This is a genomic window from Pseudomonas sp. EGD-AK9 (genome assembly GCF_000465935.2).
Taxonomy (GTDB): domain Bacteria; phylum Pseudomonadota; class Gammaproteobacteria; order Pseudomonadales; family Pseudomonadaceae; genus Aquipseudomonas.
This window is the reverse complement of sequence record NZ_AVOF01000474.1, coordinates 1-18771: the sequence shown is the minus strand read 5'-3', so window position 1 is coordinate 18771 and position 18771 is coordinate 1. Positions and strand designations below refer to the sequence as shown.

The following is an 18771-nucleotide window of genomic DNA, read 5'->3' as shown; positions in this document are numbered from 1 at the left end:
GCCAGCTACCTGGACGGTCTGCTGCTCTGCGGCGGCAGCACGGCGCAGTTCGCCTTCGTCGCCAAGCGCGAGCTGGCCGAGCAGCGCATCGCCGGGCGTTTCCTGCGCCGGCTCGGCGCCCACTTCGTCGAGCGCGTCGACCCGCGCGGTGGCGCCGCCGATGCCGAGGCACTGCTGACGGCGCTGGCGGCAGGCGAGTGGCTGGTGATCTTCCCCGAGGGCACCTTCGGCCCCGAGCCGGGGCTGCGGCCGTTGCGCATGGGCGCCTTCGTCCTGGCCGCACGCAGCGGCGCTGAGCTGCTGCCGCTGGCCATCGGCGGTACGCGCGAGTGGCTGCGCGACGGTCACTGGCTGCCTCGTCGGAGTTCGCTGCGGGTCGAGTTCTGTGCGCCGCTGAGGGCGCAGCAGAACAGCTGGCTGGAGGCGATTCGCCTGCGCGATGCGACCCGTGCGGCGCTGTTGCAGCAGCTGGAGGAGGATGAGCGGGTGCCGCGCTTCGGTTAGCGCGGCCCGCGTGCACGGATGGGCGGGATCTGGCTTATGGTTGAGCCTGACCCCGGCTGCGAGTCGACCGCCTATGCGCATCCCGTTGCTGTTTGTCGTGCTGCTGCTCGGCTGCGCCAGCGCGCCCGAGCCTCCTCAGGCGCCGCCGGATTGCGCCCCGCGCAGGGCGGTGCAGGTGGTCGACCACGGCCTGCACGCCGGCCTGCTGCTGCCGGCAGCCGACCTGCTGCAGCGCCTGCCGGGCCTGGCCGAGGACTTCCCTGGCACGGGTTTTATCGAGCTGGGTTGGGGCAACGAGGGCTTCTACCGCAACCCGGATGCCGGTTTCGCTCAGGGCGTGCAGGCGCTGTTCTGGTCGGGCGACAGCGTGCTGCACCTGGTGCAGCTGGCCGCGCGGCCGACTGGCGGGCAGATGACCCTGGCGCTGGACGAGGCGGGCTACCAGCGCCTGCTGGACTACCTGCTGGCCGGCTTCGCCCTGGATGCCGAAGGTCGGCCGCAAGCGCTCGGCCCCGGCCTGTACAGGCACAGTCGCTTCTACCGGGCCAACGGCCGCTACTCGCTGCTCAATACCTGCAACACCTGGGTCGCCGAGGCGCTGGCGGCGGCCGGGCTGCCGCTCGGCGAGGGTTCGCCGCTGACCGCATCCGGGCTGATGAGGCAGCTGCGGCGCCCGGCGCTGGCGGGTTTCATTTGCCAAGCGCCGTGACCGCGCCAGCCTGCAGTCGGCGCCTGCCCGGATGCAATCCAGGAGTTGTCGGGAGCCGCTTCTCCCTGATTGCATCTGGGCTACAGCGTCATTCAGCGCGGCAGCGCCTCGAGTATCTGCAGGGCCACCCGCACCCGCTCGGTGTTGGGGTAGTTGCGGTTGGCCAGCAGCACCAGGCCGATGTCCCGTGCCGGCAGCAGCAGGACATAGGCGCCGAAGCCGTTGGTCGAGCCGGTCTTGTTCAGCAGCAGGTCGCCTGTGGCGGGTATGGGCGCGTCGAAGCGCTCGATGGCCTGTGGCTGCAGCGCCATGTCCGCGGAGTTGCCGGCCTGCAGGCGCGCCAGGTCGATGGGGTAGGCGTAGCGCTCCCAGCCCAGGCCCTGGCTCATGTCGCCGACCCGGTAATAGCCGGTCTGGGTCATCGCCACGGCGCGCGGCCAGGGCTCGGGTAGCGCCTCGGGGTGCAGGTTGGCCTCGACGAAACGCAGCAGATCCGCCGCGCTGGCTTTTACCCCATAGGCCTCGGCGTCCAGCATGCCGGGGTTGACCCGCACCGGCTGATCCGCCTTGTCGTAGCCCTGGGCGTAGGCGGGCAGGCGCGAGGGCGGTACCTGGATATAACTTTGCGTCAGGGCGAAGGCCGGAAACAGCCGCCGTTCCATCGATTCGGCAAAAGGCTCGCCCAGGCTGGCGGCGGCCAGGTGGGCGAATAGGCCGATGCTCGGGTTGGAGTAGAGGCGCTGGGTGCCGGCGGCATAGCTCGGTTGCCAGCTGCGGTAATAGGCCAGCATCGACGCGCGATCCAGCACCTGTTCGGGAAACTGCAGGGGCAGGCCGCCGGCGCTGTAGGTGGCCAGTTCGAGCAGGCTGATCTGCTCGAAGGGGCCGCCGCGCAGCTCGCTCAGGTGCTGGCTGGCGCTGTCGTGCAGGTCGAGTTTGCCGCTGGCCGCGGCGTAGGCGCCCAGCGTGGCGCTGAGCAACTTGCTGACCGAGCCGATCTCGAACAGGGTGGCGTCGTCGACGGCTTGCCCCGTTTCCCTCGAGGCCAGGCCGTAGTTGAAGGTGTAGCGCCGGCCCTCGACGCTCAGGGCGACCGCCATGCCGGCAATGGCGTGCTCGGCCATCAGCGGTTCAATGATGGCGTTCACCGCCGTTTCGATCTGCTGCTTCGCCGTGCTGCCGGCCAGGGCGTCGCCGGCGCCGAGCAGCAAGCCCAGCAGGAATGCTGCACGCAGGCGACTTAAAGTAGATTCTAGGATTTTTAATTTCATTAAAATCAATTATTTATTGAGTTTATATAAGGTGAACTGTCACGTTTTGCGCGCTCGCTAGCGCGATGCTGGCGATGCGGCGGCGTCGCCAATGCTAGCCGGTGAGGTCAGCGTACAGGGTGATGCAGGGCGAGAAAGGCTGCAATCGCCTCGTTGACCGGCTGCGGGTGGGTGACGGGGCCCATATGGCCGAGACCGGCGAATTCAAGCCGCTCGACCCGGGGCAGGCTGGCCAGCAACAGCTCGGCCACCGCGTGCGCGGCGGCGGTCGAGCGCTCGCCGAGCAGGTAGAGCACCGGCACGCGCAGCGTGGTGAAGGCCGCCAGCGCTGTGGGCTCGCTGAGCAGCGCATAAGCCCAGCGGCGCACGTTGCGCACCGAGGCGACGATGGGGGCCTGACGCCGCTCGGGCATCTGCCGCCAGCTGCCGGGCCCCATCCAGTAGTCGATAAAGTGTTCGGCGGCCGCCGCGGGATCGCCCGCATCCAGAGCGGCCGCCGATTGCGCCACTGTCGCGCGAATGCCGTCGGCGGCATTGGGCGGCGATTGCCGGGCATCGATCAGGGCGAACAACGTCGGTTCGTAAAGCACCAGCGCGGCGATCCGCTCGGGGTGCCTGAGGGCGGCGAGCAGGGCCACCGCCGCGCCGTAGGAGTGACCGACCAGCGCCAGCGGCGCGCCGGCCCTCGCCAGCAGCGGCTCGATCAGCTTGACTTCGTCGCCCAGGCTGATCTGCCGATCCGACGGCCAGTCCGGACTCTTGCCGGCGCCGTAGGCGTCGGGCGCGAGGACTCGGTAGTCGGGCGCCAGGCGCTCCATCAGCGCTTGCCACTGGCTGGAACTGCTGGCGTTGGCGTGCAGACAGACCACCGCCGGGCCGTTGCCGGCCTCGCGACAGAAGGCTTCGTGTGGCATGTAACCTCCCGCGCTAGACGCGCACGCCTTGCTCGCGCAGGCGCTTGTACAGGGTATTGCGGCTGACGCCCAGGCGCCGCGCCAGGCCCGAGACGTTGCCGCCGCAGGCGCGGTACTGGCTGGCCAGATCGCTGGGCTCGACCGACGATGCCTGCGCCGCACCGGGTGCGCTGGCCGGCAGATCGAGGAAGAAGTCGTCCGGCAAGTGCTCGGCACGGATGGGCTGGTCGTCGGCCATGGCCAGCGCCACGCGCAGCACGCTGCTGAGCTGACGCAGGTTGCCCGGCCAGGGATGACGCTGGAACAGTTCCAGCACCTCGCGGCTGAGTCCGGCCCATTGCTTGGGTTCGCGGTGCTGCTCCCACAGCCGCTGGAACAGCGCCTGCTTGTCGCTGCGTTCGCGCAGCGGCGGCAGTTCCAGGTTCAGCCCGCTGATACGGTAGTACAGATCGGCGCGGAACTGGCCGCTGTCGACGTCCTGGCGCAGCGGGCGGTTGGTCGCGGAAATCAGCCGCACGTCCACCGGATGCTGTTCGCTGCTGCCCAGCGGCTGCACGCAGCGCTCCTGCAGCACGCGCAGCAAACGGGCCTGCACCCGCAGCGGCATTTCGCCGATCTCGTCGAGAAACAGGGTGCCCTTGTGCGCCTTGCGGATCAGGCCGACATGGCCCTTCTGGCTGGCGCCGGTGAAGGCACCCTTTTCGTAGCCGAACAGCTCCGATTCCACCAGTTCCGCCGGAATGGCCGCGCAGTTGACCGCGACGAAGGGGTGGCTGGCGCGCGAGCTGGCACGGTGCAGGGCCTTGACGAAGACCTCCTTGCCGGCGCCGGTTTCACCCTGCACCAGGATCGGGATGTCCTTCTCCAGCAGGCGTTCGGCCTGGCGAATGGCCTTGTCCATCCGCGCATCGCCCAGGCTCAGCGCATGCAGCTCGGGTTCGCCGCTGGGGCGCGGCGCGGTCTGCGGGCGGAAATCGCGGGCCTGGATCGGTGCCGGCTGCGCCGGGCGTCGAATCCGCGCATGGAAACGCAACTGGCCGCTGGTGCGCAGGCCGAATGGCTGGCCGTCCGGCTGGTTGAGCAGTTGCTGCAGGGGCACGTCGAACAGCTGCTCGATGGCGCCGTAGGCCAGCGGTTGGCCGAGCAGGTTATCGGCGCGGCGGTTGGCCGAGACCACATGGCCCTGTTCGTCGAACACCACCAGGCCGGCCCAGGGGCTGTCGAGGTTGTCCAGGCTGGTGTTGAAGCTGAGCAGGTGGTACTGGTCGGCGAACAGCTTGAGGATCAGGCGGTTCTCCACCGACTGGCTCATCATCTTGACCATGCCGAGGGTATGCGCCGGCGGCAGGTAGCTGTCGCTGGAGACGTCGAGCACGGCAATCATGCGCCGCTGTTCGTCGAAGATCGGCGAGGCCGAGCCGGTCATGAAGCGGTTGGCCTTGAGGAAATGCTCGTCGTGCTGGATATGCACGGCCTGGCCGCAACCGAGTGCGGTGCCGATGGCATTGGTGCCGGTGTAGCGCTCCAGCCAGCTGGCGCCGGCGACGAAGCCGGCGGCCTGGCGCGGCTCGATGAAGCGCCGGTCGCCCCAGGACTGCAGCAGCCGGCCCTGCTCGTCGGCCAGCATGATCAGGCAGTTGGAGTTGGCGAGGATGGTGCCGTAGTAGGGCAGCACCTCCTGGTGGGTGGTCTGCACCAGGGCCTGGCGGCTTTCCAGCAGGGCTGAGAGTTCGCCGGGGGGCGGCGGGTCGAAGCGCGGCGTGCTCTGGTGGGTCAGGCCGTAGTCACGACAGCGCGACCAGGACTCCTGGATGATGGTGTCGTGCGCCGGGGCACGGGCAGCTTCTGTCATGGTGCGATCTCTTCTTGTCGGTTCGCGATCTGCGTCGCGATGGATCCAGTCTCGTTCAACACTGTTCAATGTCAACGAACGAATTGTTCAGTTGTTCACATTCGACTGTTCAAAAGTGTTCAGTCGAACATCGCCCAGCAACCCGGCTCTGCGCTTATTTCTCTTCTGGAACAGATAGATATCCCGATTTTTTGCGGCCTGGCACGCTTGTCGCTGTAGGTGTTCGAAACCGAATGGCACGACAAGAAAAAGGACAGGCCATGTCGCTCAAGCTCGAACACGTCACCCGTATCGTCGACGGCCAGGTGCATATCGACGATGCCTGCCTGAGTTTCGAACCCGGCTCCTTCAACGTCCTGCTCGGCCGCACCCTGGCCGGCAAGACCAGCCTGATGCGCCTGATGGCCGGGTTGGATCGCCCCAGCAGCGGGCGAGTGCTGATGAACGGCGCCGATGTCACCGGTGTGCCGGTGCGCCAGCGCAATGTGTCGATGGTCTACCAGCAGTTCATCAACTATCCGACCCTGACGGTGTTCGAGAACATCGCCTCGCCGCTGCGCCAGGCTGGGGTGGCCAAGGAGCAGATCGTCGAGAAGGTCGAGGCCACCGCGCGCATGCTGCGCATCGACAAGCTGCTGGCGCGCTACCCGCTGGAGCTGTCCGGCGGCCAGCAGCAGCGCACGGCGATGGCGCGGGCGCTGGTCAAGGATGCCTCGCTGATCCTGTTCGACGAGCCCCTGGTCAACCTCGACTACAAGCTGCGCGAGGAGCTGCGTCAGGAAATGCGCGAGCTATTCCAGGCGCGCCACACCATCGCCATCTACGCCACCACCGAGCCCAACGAGGCGCTGGCCCTGGGTGGCACCACCACCATCCTGCACGAAGGACGGGTGGTGCAGAGCGGTAGGACCGCCGAGGTCTACCATCGCCCGCAGCAGGTGCTCGCCGCCGAGCTGTTCTCGGAACCTGCGATCAACCTGATGCCGGGGCGCATCAGTGGCACCGAGGTGAGCTTCGCCGATTGCGTGCACTTTCCGCTCAACCCCGATCTGCGCGGCATCGCCGAGGGCGAGTATCGCTTCGGCGTCAGGCCCAGCCATATCGGCCTGGTGCCGTCCAACGACGATGATCTGGAACTGGCCGTGACCGTCGAGCTGGCCGAGATCAGCGGCTCGGAAACCTTCCTCCACGTGCGCAACGAGCAGTTCGTGCTGGTGTTGCACCTACCCGGGGTGCACGAGTACGCGGTGGATGCGCCGATCCTCATCTATATCCCCACCCACAAGCTGTTCGTCTTCGCCGCCGACGGGCAACTGGTGCAGGCGCCCAGCCGTCGTCAGGGGAGGGCCGCCTGATGGCCGAGATTCGTCTGCACAACCTGGCGCACAGCTACAACGGCGTGCCGAAAGCGCCTGAAGACTATGCAATTCGCGAGATGAACCACGTCTGGCAGCAGGGCGGCGCCTATGCATTGCTGGGGCCGTCGGGCTGCGGCAAGTCGACCCTGCTCAATATCATCTCCGGCCTGCTCAGCCCGTCGCAGGGCGAGGTGCAGTTCGACGGCAAGGCGGTCAACGCGCTGTCGCCGCAGCAGCGCAACATCGCCCAGGTTTTCCAGTTCCCGGTGGTCTACGACACCATGACGGTGTTCGACAACCTGGCCTTCCCGCTGCGCAACCAGGGCCTGGACGAAGCGCGGGTGATGAGCAAGGTGCACGAGATCGCCGAGGTGCTGGAACTGCATCCGCTGCTGCACAGGAAGGCGCGCAACCTCACCGCCGACGAGAAGCAGAAGGTCTCCATGGGCCGTGGCCTGGTGCGCGACGACGTGTCGGCGATCCTCTTCGACGAGCCCCTGACGGTGATCGACCCGCACCTGAAGTGGAAGCTGCGGCGCAAGCTCAAGCAGATCCACGAGCAGTTCAATATCACCATGGTCTACGTCACCCACGACCAGCTGGAGGCCTCCACCTTCGCCGACAAGATCGCGGTGATGTACGGCGGGCAGATCGTCCAGTTCGGCACGCCGCGCGAGTTGTTCGAGCGCCCCGGGCACACCTTTGTCGGCTACTTCATCGGCAGTCCGGGCATGAACCTGATCGAGGTGCAGCGCTGCGAGGGCGGGGTGCGCTTCGCCAATACCGTGCTGCCGCTGACCGAGGGGCTCAATCGACGCCTGGCCGAATTGGAGGGCAAGCGCCTGCAGGTGGGCATCCGTCCCGAGTTCGTCCACGTCTGGGATGGCGCCTACGAAGACGCGCTGTGCGGTCGGGTGCTGCACGTCGAGGACCTCGGCACCTACAAGATCCTCACCTTCGACCTCGACGGCCAGGTGCTCAAGGCGCGCCTGCAGGAGGATCAGCCGGTGCCGCGCGAGCAGGTGTACCTGAGCTTCCCGGCGCAGTGGCTGATGCTCTACGCCGACGACTACCTGGTGGAGGTGGCGCCATGAGGGTGCAGAACAACAAGGCCTGGTGGCTGGTGCTGCCGGTGTTCCTGCTGGTGGCGTTCAGCGCCATCGTGCCGATGATGACGGTGGTCAATTACTCGGTGCAGGACATCTTCGATCCGTCCACCCGCTATTTCGTCGGCGTCGACTGGTATCGCCAGGTGCTGCAGGACCCGCGCCTGCACGATTCGCTGCTGCGCCAGTTCATCTTCTCCGCCTGCGTGCTGCTGATCCAGATTCCCTTGGGTATCGCCATCGCCCTGTGCATGCCGACGCGCGGGCGCCGGGCCTCGCTGTGCCTGATCCTGATGGCCATTCCGCTGCTGATCCCGTGGAACGTGGTGGGCACCATCTGGCAGATCTTCGGCCGCGCCGACATCGGCCTGATGGGCTGGGTGTTGAACAAGCTGGGCATCAGCTACAACTATGCCTCCAACACCATGGACGCCTGGGTGACGGTGCTGATCATGGACGTCTGGCACTGGACCTCGCTGGTGGCGCTGCTGTGCTACTCGGGGCTGCGCGCCATTCCCGACGTCTACTACCAGGCGGCGCGCATCGACCGCGCGTCGAACTGGGCGGTGTTCCGCCATATTCAGCTGCCCAAGCTGAAAAGCGTGCTGCTGATCGCGGTGATGCTGCGCTTCATGGACAGCTTCATGATCTACACCGAGCCCTTCGTGCTCACCGGCGGCGGGCCGGGCAACGCCACCACCTTCCTCAGCCAGACCCTGACGCAAATGGCCATCGGCCAGTTCGACCTGGGCCCGGCGGCGGCGTTCTCGCTGGTGTACTTCCTGATCATCCTGCTGGTGTCCTGGCTGTTCTACACCGCCATGACCCACGACGACAAAACCCGCTGAGGCCGACCATGATGCTGCGCAAACGCCTGGTGCTGCTGCTCTACTTCCTGTTCCTGCTGGTGCCGATCTACTGGCTGCTGAACATGTCGTTCAAGGGCAATACCGAGATCCTCGGCGGCCTGAGTCTGTGGCCGCAAAACTTCACCCTGGACAACTACCGGGTGATTTTCACCGACCGCAGTTGGTACGAGGGTTACCTCAACTCGCTGTACTACGTCAGCCTCAACACCCTGATCTCGCTCAGCGTGGCGCTGCCGGCGGCCTATGCCTTCTCGCGCTACCGCTTCCTCGGCGACAAGCACCTGTTCTTCTGGCTGCTGACCAACCGCATGGCGCCGCCGGCGGTGTTCCTGCTGCCGTTCTTCCAGCTGTACTCGTCCATCGGCCTGTTCGACACCCATATCGCCGTGGCGCTGGCGCACTGCCTGTTCAACGTGCCGCTGGCGGTGTGGATTCTCGAGGGGTTCATGTCCAGCGTGCCCAAGGAAATCGACGAGACGGCCTATATCGACGGCTACAGTTTTCCCAAGTTCTTCGTGAAGATCTTCATTCCGCTGATTCGCTCCGGCATCGGCGTCACCGCCTTCTTCTGCTTCATGTTCTCCTGGGTCGAGCTGCTGCTGGCGCGCACCCTGACCTCGGTGGACGCCAAGCCCATCGCGGCGGTGATGACCCGTACCGTGTCCGCCTCGGGCATCGACTGGGGCGTGCTGGCCGCCGCCGGGGTGCTGACCATCCTTCCGGGGATGCTGGTGATCTGGTTCGTTCGCAACCATGTGGCCAAGGGCTTCGCCCTCGGCCGCGTGTAAGGGAGGTTCGTCATGAGCTGGATGGCCTGGACTCTACCGACCGCGCTGTTCTTCGGCGGCATCGCCGTGCTGCTGGCTGGCATGACGCTGGTGGAGCTGCGCTGGCCGTGCGTCGAGCGCAAGGGTTTTCTGCCGATTGCCACCACCCGGGGCGATCGGCTGTTTATCGGTCTGCTCGGCAGCGCCTACCTGCACCTGCTGGTGATAGGCGTGACCGACTGGAGCGTGTGGATAGCCTCGCTGCTATCACTGTTGTGGTTGTGCGCAGTCATGCGCTGGGGCTGAGCCGGGCTGCCACCGGTATGCCTCTCCCCATATCCTGAGATGGAGGTCTCTATGTTCGACAATAACAACAAGACCCGACATAGCATGGCGTTGGCCGCCCTGCTGGCGTTGTCCGGTTTGAGCGGTGCGGCCTGGGCCGATGCCTTTGAGGAGGCCGCGAAGAAATGGATCGCCGAGGAGTTCAATCCCTCGACCCTGACGCCCGAGCAGCAGCTCGAAGAGCTGAAATGGTTCATCAAGGCCGCCGAGCCGTTCCGCGGCATGAACATCAGCGTGGTGTCGGAAACCATCACCACCCACGAGTACGAGTCCAAGGTGCTGGCCAAGGCCTTCAGCGAGATCACCGGCATCAAGCTCAAACACGACCTGCTGCAGGAAGGCGACGTGGTCGAGAAGCTGCAGACCCAGATGCAGTCGGACAAGAACATCTATGACGGCTGGGTCAACGACTCCGACCTGATCGGCACCCACGCGCGCTACGGCAAGGCGGTGGCGATCAGCGACATGATCGCCGGCGAGGCCAAGGACTTCACTTCGCCGACCCTGGATCTCGAGGACTTCATCGGCATCTCCTTCACCACCGGGCCGGACAAGAAGATCTACCAGCTGCCGGACCAGCAGTTCGCCAACCTCTACTGGTTCCGCGCCGACTGGTTCGAGCGCCCGGAGCTCAAGGCCAAGTTCAAGGAAATCTACGGCTACGAGCTGGGCGTGCCGGTCAACTGGTCGGCCTACGAGGACATCGCCGAGTTCTTCTCGGTGCACGTCAAGGAAATCGACGGCCAGCGCGTCTACGGCCATATGGATTACGGCAAGAAGGACCCGTCGCTGGGCTGGCGCTTTACCGATGCCTGGTTCTCCATGGCCGGCGGCGGCGACAAGGGCCTGCCCAACGGCCTGCCGGTGGACGAATGGGGCATTCGCGTCGACGGCTGCCGGCCGGTGGGCTCCAGCGTCGCCCGTGGCGGCGACACCAACGGCCCGGCGGCGGTCTACGCCACCAGCAAGTACGTCGACTGGATGCGTCAGTACGCCCCGCCGGAGGCCCAGGGCATGACCTTCTCCGAGGCCGGGCCGGTGCCGGCGCAGGGCGCCATCGCCCAGCAGATCTTCTGGTACACCGCCTTTACCGCCGACATGACCAAGCCGGGCCTGCCGGTGGTCAACGAGGACGGTACGCCGAAGTGGCGCATGGCACCGTCGCCCAAGGGCCCGTACTGGGAGGAGGGCATGAAGCTCGGCTATCAGGACGCCGGCTCCTGGACCTTCCTCAAGTCCACCCCGGAGAAGCAGCGTCTGGCTGCCTGGCTCTACGCCCAGTTCGTCACCTCCAAGACCGTGTCGCTGAAGAAGACCCTGGTCGGCCTGACGCCGATTCGTGAGTCGGACATCAATTCCCAGGCCATGACCGACGCCGCGCCCAAGCTCGGCGGGCTGGTGGAGTTCTACCGCAGCCCGGCGCGGGTGCAATGGACGCCGACCGGCACCAACGTGCCGGACTATCCACGTCTGGCCCAGCTGTGGTGGCAGTTCATCGCCGAGGCCGCCAGCGGCGACAAGACCCCGCAGCAGGCGCTCGATGGTCTGGCCGCGGCGCAGGACACCATGCTCGGCCGCCTGGAGCGCTCCGGCGTGCTGGGTGAATGCGGGCCAAAGCTGAACGAGCCGCGTGATCCGCAATACTGGCTGGATCAGCCGGGTGCGCCGAAACCGAAGCTGGACAATGAAAAGCCCAAGGGCGAGACCATCGCCTATGACGAGCTGCTCAAATCCTGGGAGCAGGCGCGTAACTGATCGGTAAGGCAGAAAGGACAACGGCACCCGCGGGTGCCGTTGTTCGTTGTGAGCGCTGCTTATTTATGCAGGTGTTCGGCTGCGTGCAGGGTGTTTTCCAACAGCCCGGCGCGGGTCATCGGGCCGACGCCGCCCGGCACCGGGGTGATCCAGCCGGCGCGGGGCAGGGCGGTCTCGTAGACCACGTCGCCGACCAGCTTGCCGTCTTCCTGACGGTTGATGCCGACGTCGATGACGATGGCGCCTTCCTTGATCCACTCGCCCTTGACCAGACCCGGCTTGCCGGCGGCGACCACGACGATATCGGCCTGGCCAACGTGGGTCGGCAGATCCTTGGTGAAGCGGTGGGTGACGGTGACGGTGCAGCCGGCCAGCAGCAGCTCCATGGCCATCGGCCGGCCGACGATATTGGAGGCGCCGACTACTACTGCATGCATGCCGTACAGATCGACGCCGGTGCTTTGCAGCAGTGTCATGATGCCCTTCGGCGTGCAGGGGCGCAGCAGCGGCATGCGCTGGGCCAGGCGACCGATGTTGTAGGGGTGGAAACCGTCCACGTCCTTGTCCGGGCGAATGCGCTCGAGCAGCAGGGAGGAGTCCAGGTGTTCGGGCAACGGCAGTTGCACCAGGATGCCGTCGATGGCCGGGTCTTCGTTGAGTTCGTCGATCAGGGCGAGCAGATCGGCCTGGCTGGTCTCGGCTGGCAGGTCGTAGGCGCGGGAGAGGAAACCGACCTCTTCGCAGTCCTTGCGTTTGTGGGACACATAGACCTGGGAGGCGGGATCGGTACCGACCAGGATCACGGCCAGGCCCGGCGCGCGCAGGCCTTGCTGGCGGCGCTCGGCGACACGTTGGGCAATCTGCTGGCGGAGGCTGGCGGCGATCGCCTTGCCGTCGATCAGTTGTGCGGTCATTGCGCTGATTAACCATTAATAAGGATGAAAAAAGGACGCGCATTCTCGCATGGGCGCTCCCTCGGGCAAAGGCGCCTGCCGTCGTTTTCGCGTAACTCCTTTATATCGCTGAATTTTTTTGATTTTTTCTGTTGACGGGGTGTGGCCGCCTCTATAACATTCGCCCCGCTTGTCGAGCACAGCCAGTCGCTGGGTAAGACGGCAGCGGTAAAGCCCTTGTGGTAGAGCCTAAGCCGAAAGCTTTAAGTCTGCGCTTGCAGATGGATAGGCGCCCGTAGCTCAGCTGGATAGAGCATCCGCCTTCTAAGCGGATGGTCGCAGGTTCGAGTCCTGCCGGGCGTGCCATTTGGCAGCTAGGCATGCAAGCAAAAAGCAATATGGTGGGCGTAGCTCAGTTGGTAGAGCACAGGATTGTGGCTCCTGGTGTCGTGGGTTCGATTCCCATCGTCCACCCCATATTCCAGAACGCCAGGCCCCAAAGCCTGGCGTTTTTGTTTTAAGGTTCCGACCACGCGGACGTGGTGAAATTGGTAGACACACCAGATTTAGGTTCTGGCGCCGCAAGGTGTGAGAGTTCGAGTCTCTCCGTCCGCACCATGTGAAACGCTGTATTTCCGGGGGTTCCAGCCGGATCGCTTCTCAGAAGGGAGCGTTTTGGGAACACTCTGGGAATCGGCAAACGAAAAAGGCAGCCTGCGAGGGCTGCCTTTTGTCGTTTCTGGGCCCTGGATTCAGAGCTTTAGCGCGTGTTCCAGCAGCGGGATCATGTCGGGGCCGTCCTTGCTGATGTAGCGGCCGTAGTGGCGTTCGAGCATGGCGATGGTGGTATGGCCCATCTGATCCTTGAGCCACTGCAGGGTGACGGCGCCGGTGGTGAGCAGCTGGCTGGCGTAGGTATGACGGCAGTTGTTCGGCCCCCGGTAGCGCACGTCGGCCGTTGCCAGGTGTGGGCGCCAGAAGCCCTTGAGCAGCATGTCGGAGCTGCTGTGCGCCGCGCCGGTGCTGCTGCAGTGGAACACGAACCGCAGCGACTGACGCTTCCTGGTCTTGTTGTCCCGGTCCAGCACCTCGACTTCCACCGGTTTGGCCTTCTGGGTGTGGATGGCCTGCGCCTGCAGGGCCTGCAGCGCCGGCTTGAGTAGGCGCACCTCGCGGGTTGAACGGCGGGTCTTGGTCACCTTGTAGACGCCGCGCACCTGGCTGCGGCGGAACTTCACCGTGCCGGCCTTGAGGTCGACGTCTTCCCAGGCCAGGGCGATGGCCTCGGATACCCTGGGCCCCGTCCACAGCATGAACTGCGCGAGGTGCAGCTCCTGGAGCTTGTCGGTTGTCGTGCCGAGGATCGCGTCGATCTCCTCGCGGGTGAATGGGTCGACCTCGTCCGCGTCGGGCAGACGGATGGTTATGCCTTCGGTCGGGTCATGGGCCGAGCGGTTGCGCGCCCGGTACAGGGTGAAGATCTGTTTCAGCAGGCTGACGATCTCGCGCACGGTGCGGTTGTGCAGGGTCGGCATCAGGGTCTTGTGCACCCACTCCTGCAGGTCCAGGTGGTCGATGGTGTCGGCCTGCTCATCGCCCCAGCGTGGGCGGATGTGCGTCTCGACCTTGCTCTTGTAGGTGCGGAAGCCGGACGGGGCCAGCTCGTTGCGTTTGATTTCGAGCCACAGGTCCATGTAGTGGCCGAGGGTGTTGGTTTTCACCCTGGGCGAGTCGGGGAAGTGGCGGGCATAGCTGAAGGTGCCCGCCCTGATTTCGTACTCGATCATGCCGACCAGGCGCTCGGCCTGGGCGATGTTGTCGGGCGTGGCGTCGCCGTTGAACGGCTCGCGGCACAGTTCGCCCTGATAACGGAAATACACGCGCACGCGGTTGCCGCGTACCTCTACACCCTTTGCCATCTGCGCCCCCCGGCACAAGAAAAGCCCAGTCTATGGGCCGAATAGAAGCTCGGCCCGAGAGCAGGCCGAGAAGTTGAAGCGGTGGTTTCTCGTTATGCGGTTGGTGGTGGCCTTACAGCAGCTGATCCAGCGAAGAACGCGGGCAGGCCGTCCAGGGAATGACAACCTGGTCTTCCAGTGGTCGGCAGTGCCAGGCCTGGTGGTAAAGCTGGCCGTCTACTTCCTCGATGCCGGCTAACACCAGGCCCATGGTGGCCATGCCCTCGATGCGAACATCGTAGAGCCTGGGCAGTGGGTCGCTGGTGAACTGCCCCGCGGTGAAGATATGGGCGCATAGGCTCGGGCCACCTATCGGACTCACGGGCATGACGCACACCTGGACATCGACCCTCAGACGCTGGCTGGCCTGCAGCTCGCTCCGCGGTCGCTTCTTGCCGAGGTGGTAGAGCGGGATCACTTCGTAGTACATGGCTCACGAATACTGGTTGCACATACAGCATTCTGTACTTGCCCGCGGTTGCCGTCGAGTTACGGCCGTCGTGTGACGTTGGCTCAGCCATCGTCCCTCCCGAACCACTCGCTGCGCCGCTTCCATTGCCGGCGCATTTCCTCGATCAGCCGCTCGGCGGCAGCGCTGCCGCGCTTGGCGGTGATCTTTTCGCGCAGCTCCGCGACCGTGTCCTCACCTGTGTAGCCGAGGCGCAGCCAGTGGCGCGCCTCGCATTCGTGCATGTGTTGGCGGTCGGCCTGGTCAGCCACGTTCCACCTCCAGTGCGCGATAACCGTCTGCCCTGGCCAGCATGGCCACGGCGTTGCGCACGGCACGCCAATCGCTTGGCGTGCTGCTGGTGTGGATGATGTGGCGGCCGGGCTTGGTCAAGCGCAGGTGGCCACCGTTGGTCTTGGTGATCTGCCAGCCGTGCGCCTTGGCGTAGCAGAACAGCGGCCAGAGGCGCTTGCCGCAGCGCCGGCCGTAGGTGATGACAAGGCGGCTCATGCATTGGCCTCCCGCTGCGCCACGCTTAGCCCGACCGCTACCGGGCGGACCCAGATCGGCATGCTGCTCAGCATGAAGGTTTCGCCGGCCGCAGCCAGCAGCAGGGTGGTGCCCATGACGTGGGCGATGGCCTCGGCGGCGTGCGGCGGCACGGCGTTGCCGATGCGCTCGCTCCAGTCCTTGTCGCTCAGACCGTCGAGGATCAGTTGCTCTTCTGGCTCCACCAGGCTCTGCAGCGCGGCCTTCTCCAGGGTGGTAAAGGGGCGGTGCCAGGTGCCGTCGATGCTGCGGATGATGCAGGTCAGGCGCTCATTGGCGACAGGAATGCGCGGGTCAGCGACGCTGAATCGCCCGCTGTCGTAGCGCGAGCTGGCAGCGATCGCGCCGGCGTGCTGGTCGAATGGGATCACGCCGTAGTGGCCACCGGTCAGGTAGTTGTCGCCCTTGCCGCGGTGCAGGATGCGAGGATCTGCTACAGACTGCTGGCCACCCTGCACGCCCTTGCCGCCGGCAATGATGGTGCCGGCCGGCTTGTCGAATGGGACGACGCGGTAGTTGCCGCTGTGGCGGTTCCAGTTCGGGCGCGGGTCCGCAACGCTGAAGGTTCCCTGGCCCGGCATGGTCTGCCCGGGGATCGTCGGCGCCGACTCGGCCCAACGGATAACGCCGAACTGCTGGCCGTGATTCCAGTTCGCGGCCTGGCGGTACCGGGGATCGGCAACCGAGAACGCGCCATTGGTAGGGCTGCTGCGGCCCGCGATGGTGCCGCTGGTATCGCCCCAGCCATGCACGCCCAGGTAGCCGGCGCGGTATTCCGGAACGATCACCAGGTCGCGCAGGTGGCCATCCTCGATCGCCAGCTCGTTGAGGCTGCGCCAGTCGCTGCCGGCGCGCACCAGGGCAAGGCGCACCCAGGTCTGCCACTGCAGCGAGGGTACGCGGTGCATCGGGCCGGCGGCGTCGATATCGCCCGGTAGCGGCATGCGGCCGAGGATGTCGCCGACGGCGCGCAGGGTCTTTTTCTCCGGCTCGTACAGGAAGGGCGGCACCTTCTCGACGTGGCGGGCCACCAGGAGAAAGCGCTTGCGCGATTGGGCCAGGCCGCCCAGCTCGCCGCAGTCGTGGGTGGTTTCGGCAACGGCGTAGCCGTAGAAGCTCAGCAGGCTGTTGATCTGGTCCAGCAGGTGGCGGCCGCGGGTCGCAAGGCGCGGGACGTTCTCGAACACGATCAGCGGCACCGGGTCATCCTTCCAGGCCTCGCCCATCAGCCAGATGCAGCGCAGAGTCAGTTCGTTCAGCGCCTGGTACTTCGGGGTCTGGCTCATCTTTTCGGAGAGCAGGCCGCTGGCGCCCTTGCAGGGGCTGCTGATGAACACGGCGTCGGGGCGCTTGTTCTGCGCGGCGCGGCGCACGTCCTCGGCGGTGGCCTCGCGCCACCCGGCTGGTGGCTGCTTGCCGTGGAAACGGATGTACTGGTCGCGAGTGAACAGGTCCAGCAGGGTGCCAGGAACACCGCTCAGGCGTTCGAAGTCGGCCAGGCCAGCCGGGTCGACGTCGATGCCGCCAAGGCATTCCCAGCGCGCCTGGACGTTGCCGACGACGGGCTTCGCGCGGTTGAAGCCCTTGGCGCCGCCGCCAAGGCCGCAGCAGAAGTGGAAGTGGTGCAGGGTCTCAACGCGCATACCGGCGATCTCCCTGGGCTTTCTTGGCGGCGACGTTGGCCATGTAGCTGGCCCATTCGTCCTGCTTGAGGCGTTGGCGGATGCGGCTGCACTTGGCGTGCTTGCGGGTGGAGCGGGCGTTGCCGCAGATATCGCAGATGCTGGGCAGCTCCAGGCGGTGGCTGGCCATGGTTGGGCGCTCACGCATGGGGCACCTCCACGGCGTAGACGGTCATGTCGCCCAGGTTGGTGCCCTTGTTGCGGCGGATGCGTTTGAGCTGCTGCAGGGTGGTGGCGTCGGCGCCGAACAGGAAGACCACCGACTTGGTGTCGGGGCTGCCGATCGCGCGCAGGCGGTCGAGCAGCCAGGTGTAGCCGCCCGGCTCGGTCAGCTGGTGGAAGGTCTGATCCTGGAACTCCAGGGTGTGCATGAGTTCGACGGACTGCTGTAGGGTGATTTGCTCGTTACGCATGGGGCACCTCCAGCGCATAGACGGCGGTGAAGGTCATGCCCGGGTAGTCGGATTTGTGTTGCTCGTAGTCCTGGCGAGTAGAGAGCACACCGGAATCAGAACCGTGGCTCCAGAACCATGCGTAGGGCTCCGTCTGCAGTGGATTGCCAGCCTGCAGCGGGCCGAACCACTCGAAGCGCTCGGCGCAGTCGGCGACGAATGACCATTGGTGCGTTTCGTCGTTGCTGTTGCGTTCGTGGATGTTGCACAGCAGCTCGCCGCCTTCGTTGCGGGAAACTTCGACCAGCGCCGGCCGTGAGTCAGGTTCGCCCAGTCGGAAGCCGCGCACCCAGTACGCACCAGGTGCGGCTGGTTTCTCATGCGTCCACCGCGGCACCTCGATGGCTTCGGAGAGCAGATGCGCGCTATCAGCCGGCACGCCCTGGCGGCATGTTGGGCAAACGGCGACAAAGCCGCGCCCGCTGCAGCGCTTGCAGGTGATGAAGGTGCCGCCGTCGTAGGGGTCGATCATCTGCAGGCCTTCGATGCATTCCCCGCACGGCTCAATTGCCTCGGCGGCGCTCGGCTGTTTCTTGATCAGCCCCTCGATGACCTGGAGCTGTTCCTGGGCGCCGGTGACGTAGGCGGGGTCGAAGCCGTTGGGCACGCGGGGGCGGCAGCCGGCCAGCCAGATGACTTTTTGGCAGGCGTCCAGCTCGCGGTGGATCTTGCGGAGCTGTTCAACGGACACGAGGCGCAGGTCGGCGGCTGGCGTGGTAGCCTTGTCGCCGCTGACTTCGGGGTTTTGTGCTTGCATGGTGCTTCTCCTTCGGGGTTGGTATGGCCCTGCCGAGTTGCCGCTCGGCGGGGCCTTTCTTTATGCCGCCACGTATCCGGCGGCGGTCTTGCTCAGCAGGCCGGCTTCTGTGGCCTGCTGCATCAGTCGGGTAGTTCTCTCGCTGCCCATCTTCAATTCCCGTGCTACCTGCCGGACGGCCAGCTTGGCGCCGCGTTCGGTGCGGGCGATCAGCTGCAGCAGGTCGGCCGGTAGGTCGTTGCCTGTTGCCGTTTCCGGCTCGGTTTCCGGGTGTTCCTGGGTGCGTTCCTCGGTGCGTTTCTGGCGTATCGGCGCGGTTGCGCGGGCGGTTTCGGCATCGGTTGCGGGGCGTAGCGCGCAGAGGATCAGGGCCGGGACCACCTCCAGCGCCAGGGCGAAGCCGATGCACAGCAGGGTGGCCAGCTCCAGGGGCAGGCCTGCCGCCTTGGCCGGCTTGCTGCGCAGGGCGGTGAGTTCCTGCGATGCCGTGTCGCGGCGTTGCTGAGCGGCGGCGCGCAGGGCGTCGATGCGGGTGAGGGCGGCGGCCTCCAGCTCCAGGGCGCGGGTGACCATGCCGCGTTC

20 protein-coding genes, 3 tRNA genes and 1 pseudogene are annotated in these 18771 nt (G+C 65.8%); 11 read left to right on the top strand and 13 right to left on the bottom strand.

What is annotated here, in order from left to right:
- Together N878_RS19070 and N878_RS19065 are read left to right on the top strand one after the other, a co-directional pair.
- Nucleotides 1-504, top strand: a 504-nt coding sequence (locus N878_RS19070) for a lysophospholipid acyltransferase family protein (protein ID WP_031303505.1), incomplete at its 5' end; no start/stop codon positions are given.
- A 73-nt stretch (nucleotides 505-577) separates the two neighbouring features.
- Complete coding sequence (locus N878_RS19065; RefSeq protein WP_021445167.1) at nucleotides 578-1213, top strand: DUF2459 domain-containing protein; 636 nt, start codon at nucleotides 578-580, stop codon at nucleotides 1211-1213.
- 92 nt (nucleotides 1214-1305) lie between these two features.
- Here the strand turns inward: N878_RS19065 and ampC are convergent, their stop codons facing one another.
- The 3 genes from ampC to N878_RS19050 all read right to left on the bottom strand — a co-directional run bounded on the left by ampC (nucleotide 1306) and on the right by N878_RS19050 (nucleotide 5250).
- The gene (gene ampC, locus N878_RS19060) at nucleotides 1306-2484 is read right to left on the bottom strand and encodes a class C beta-lactamase (RefSeq protein ID WP_051365826.1); all 1179 of its coding nucleotides are present in this window, start codon (nucleotides 2482-2484) and stop codon (nucleotides 1306-1308) included.
- Between the two features lie 107 nt (nucleotides 2485-2591).
- On the bottom strand, nucleotides 2592-3398 hold the full coding sequence (locus N878_RS19055) for an alpha/beta fold hydrolase (RefSeq protein WP_021445165.1): 807 nt from the start codon (nucleotides 3396-3398) through the stop codon (nucleotides 2592-2594).
- 13 nt (nucleotides 3399-3411) lie between these two features.
- On the bottom strand, nucleotides 3412-5250 hold the full coding sequence (locus N878_RS19050) for a sigma-54-dependent Fis family transcriptional regulator (protein WP_021445164.1): 1839 nt from the start codon (nucleotides 5248-5250) through the stop codon (nucleotides 3412-3414).
- Between the two features lie 260 nt (nucleotides 5251-5510).
- Here N878_RS19050 and N878_RS19045 point away from each other — a divergent pair, with 260 nt between their 5' ends.
- The 6 genes from N878_RS19045 to N878_RS19020 are packed head-to-tail and all read left to right on the top strand — an operon-like array spanning nucleotide 5511 to nucleotide 11450.
- Entirely contained in the window at nucleotides 5511-6605 is a 1095-nt protein-coding gene (locus tag N878_RS19045) for an ABC transporter ATP-binding protein (RefSeq protein WP_021445163.1), read from the top strand.
- Entirely contained in the window at nucleotides 6605-7702 is a 1098-nt protein-coding gene (locus tag N878_RS19040) for an ABC transporter ATP-binding protein (RefSeq protein WP_021445162.1), read from the top strand. The genes N878_RS19045 and N878_RS19040 overlap by 1 nt, the downstream gene beginning before the upstream one ends.
- Nucleotides 7699-8562: a carbohydrate ABC transporter permease gene (locus N878_RS19035; RefSeq protein ID WP_021445161.1), complete on the top strand. Its 864-nt coding sequence runs from the start codon at nucleotides 7699-7701 to the stop codon at nucleotides 8560-8562. Before N878_RS19040 ends, N878_RS19035 begins: the two co-directional genes overlap by 4 nt.
- Before the next feature lie 8 nt (nucleotides 8563-8570).
- On the top strand, nucleotides 8571-9371 hold the full coding sequence (locus N878_RS19030) for a carbohydrate ABC transporter permease (protein ID WP_021445160.1): 801 nt from the start codon (nucleotides 8571-8573) through the stop codon (nucleotides 9369-9371).
- Nucleotides 9372-9383: 12 nt separating this feature from the next.
- Entirely contained in the window at nucleotides 9384-9656 is a 273-nt protein-coding gene (locus tag N878_RS19025; RefSeq protein WP_021445159.1) for a DUF2160 domain-containing protein, read from the top strand.
- 51 nt (nucleotides 9657-9707) lie between these two features.
- Nucleotides 9708-11450, top strand: a complete 1743-nt coding sequence (locus N878_RS19020) for an ABC transporter substrate-binding protein (RefSeq protein ID WP_021445158.1) — start codon at nucleotides 9708-9710, stop codon at nucleotides 11448-11450.
- Nucleotides 11451-11509: 59 nt separating this feature from the next.
- Here the strand turns inward: N878_RS19020 and folD are convergent, their stop codons facing one another.
- Nucleotides 11510-12364 carry a bifunctional methylenetetrahydrofolate dehydrogenase/methenyltetrahydrofolate cyclohydrolase FolD gene (gene folD, locus N878_RS19015; RefSeq protein WP_021445157.1) on the bottom strand — a complete coding sequence of 285 codons (855 nt, stop codon included), beginning with the start codon at nucleotides 12362-12364 and terminating at the stop codon, nucleotides 11510-11512.
- Nucleotides 12365-12632: 268 nt separating this feature from the next.
- On the opposite strand from folD, the gene N878_RS19010 reads away from it, so the two are divergent.
- The 3 genes from N878_RS19010 (at nucleotide 12633) to N878_RS19000 (ending at nucleotide 12961) form a co-directional block, all read left to right on the top strand.
- A tRNA-Arg gene (locus tag N878_RS19010) sits at nucleotides 12633-12709 on the top strand.
- A gap of 35 nt (nucleotides 12710-12744) precedes the next feature.
- Nucleotides 12745-12820, top strand: a tRNA-His gene (locus N878_RS19005).
- Nucleotides 12821-12876: 56 nt separating this feature from the next.
- Nucleotides 12877-12961: transfer RNA gene (locus tag N878_RS19000), tRNA-Leu, on the top strand.
- A gap of 134 nt (nucleotides 12962-13095) precedes the next feature.
- Here N878_RS19000 and N878_RS18995 read toward each other — a convergent pair.
- The 9 genes and pseudogenes from N878_RS18995 to N878_RS29105 form a co-directional block, all read right to left on the bottom strand.
- A complete protein-coding gene (locus tag N878_RS18995) occupies nucleotides 13096-14262 on the bottom strand; it encodes a DUF3596 domain-containing protein (protein ID WP_021445156.1) in 1167 nt (388 codons plus the stop codon).
- Nucleotides 14263-14374: 112 nt separating this feature from the next.
- Nucleotides 14375-14731, bottom strand: a complete 357-nt coding sequence (locus tag N878_RS18990; protein ID WP_021445155.1) for a hypothetical protein — start codon at nucleotides 14729-14731, stop codon at nucleotides 14375-14377.
- An 83-nt stretch (nucleotides 14732-14814) separates the two neighbouring features.
- Nucleotides 14815-15021, bottom strand: a complete 207-nt coding sequence (locus N878_RS18985) for a hypothetical protein (protein WP_021445154.1) — start codon at nucleotides 15019-15021, stop codon at nucleotides 14815-14817.
- Nucleotides 15014-15259: a hypothetical protein gene (locus N878_RS18980; RefSeq protein WP_021445153.1), complete on the bottom strand. Its 246-nt coding sequence runs from the start codon at nucleotides 15257-15259 to the stop codon at nucleotides 15014-15016. The genes N878_RS18985 and N878_RS18980 overlap by 8 nt, the downstream gene beginning before the upstream one ends.
- Nucleotides 15256-16941 carry a DNA cytosine methyltransferase gene (locus N878_RS18975; RefSeq protein WP_021445152.1) on the bottom strand — a complete coding sequence of 562 codons (1686 nt, stop codon included), beginning with the start codon at nucleotides 16939-16941 and terminating at the stop codon, nucleotides 15256-15258. Before N878_RS18975 ends, N878_RS18980 begins: the two co-directional genes overlap by 4 nt.
- Nucleotides 16931-17128: a hypothetical protein gene (locus N878_RS18970; RefSeq protein WP_021445151.1), complete on the bottom strand. Its 198-nt coding sequence runs from the start codon at nucleotides 17126-17128 to the stop codon at nucleotides 16931-16933. Before N878_RS18970 ends, N878_RS18975 begins: the two co-directional genes overlap by 11 nt.
- The gene (locus N878_RS18965; protein ID WP_021445150.1) at nucleotides 17121-17393 is read right to left on the bottom strand and encodes a hypothetical protein; all 273 of its coding nucleotides are present in this window, start codon (nucleotides 17391-17393) and stop codon (nucleotides 17121-17123) included. Before N878_RS18965 ends, N878_RS18970 begins: the two co-directional genes overlap by 8 nt.
- Entirely contained in the window at nucleotides 17386-18189 is an 804-nt protein-coding gene (locus tag N878_RS18960; protein WP_021445149.1) for a hypothetical protein, read from the bottom strand. The genes N878_RS18965 and N878_RS18960 overlap by 8 nt, the downstream gene beginning before the upstream one ends.
- A gap of 60 nt (nucleotides 18190-18249) precedes the next feature.
- A pseudogene (locus N878_RS29105) lies at nucleotides 18250-18771 on the bottom strand (hypothetical protein); the annotation flags it as partial.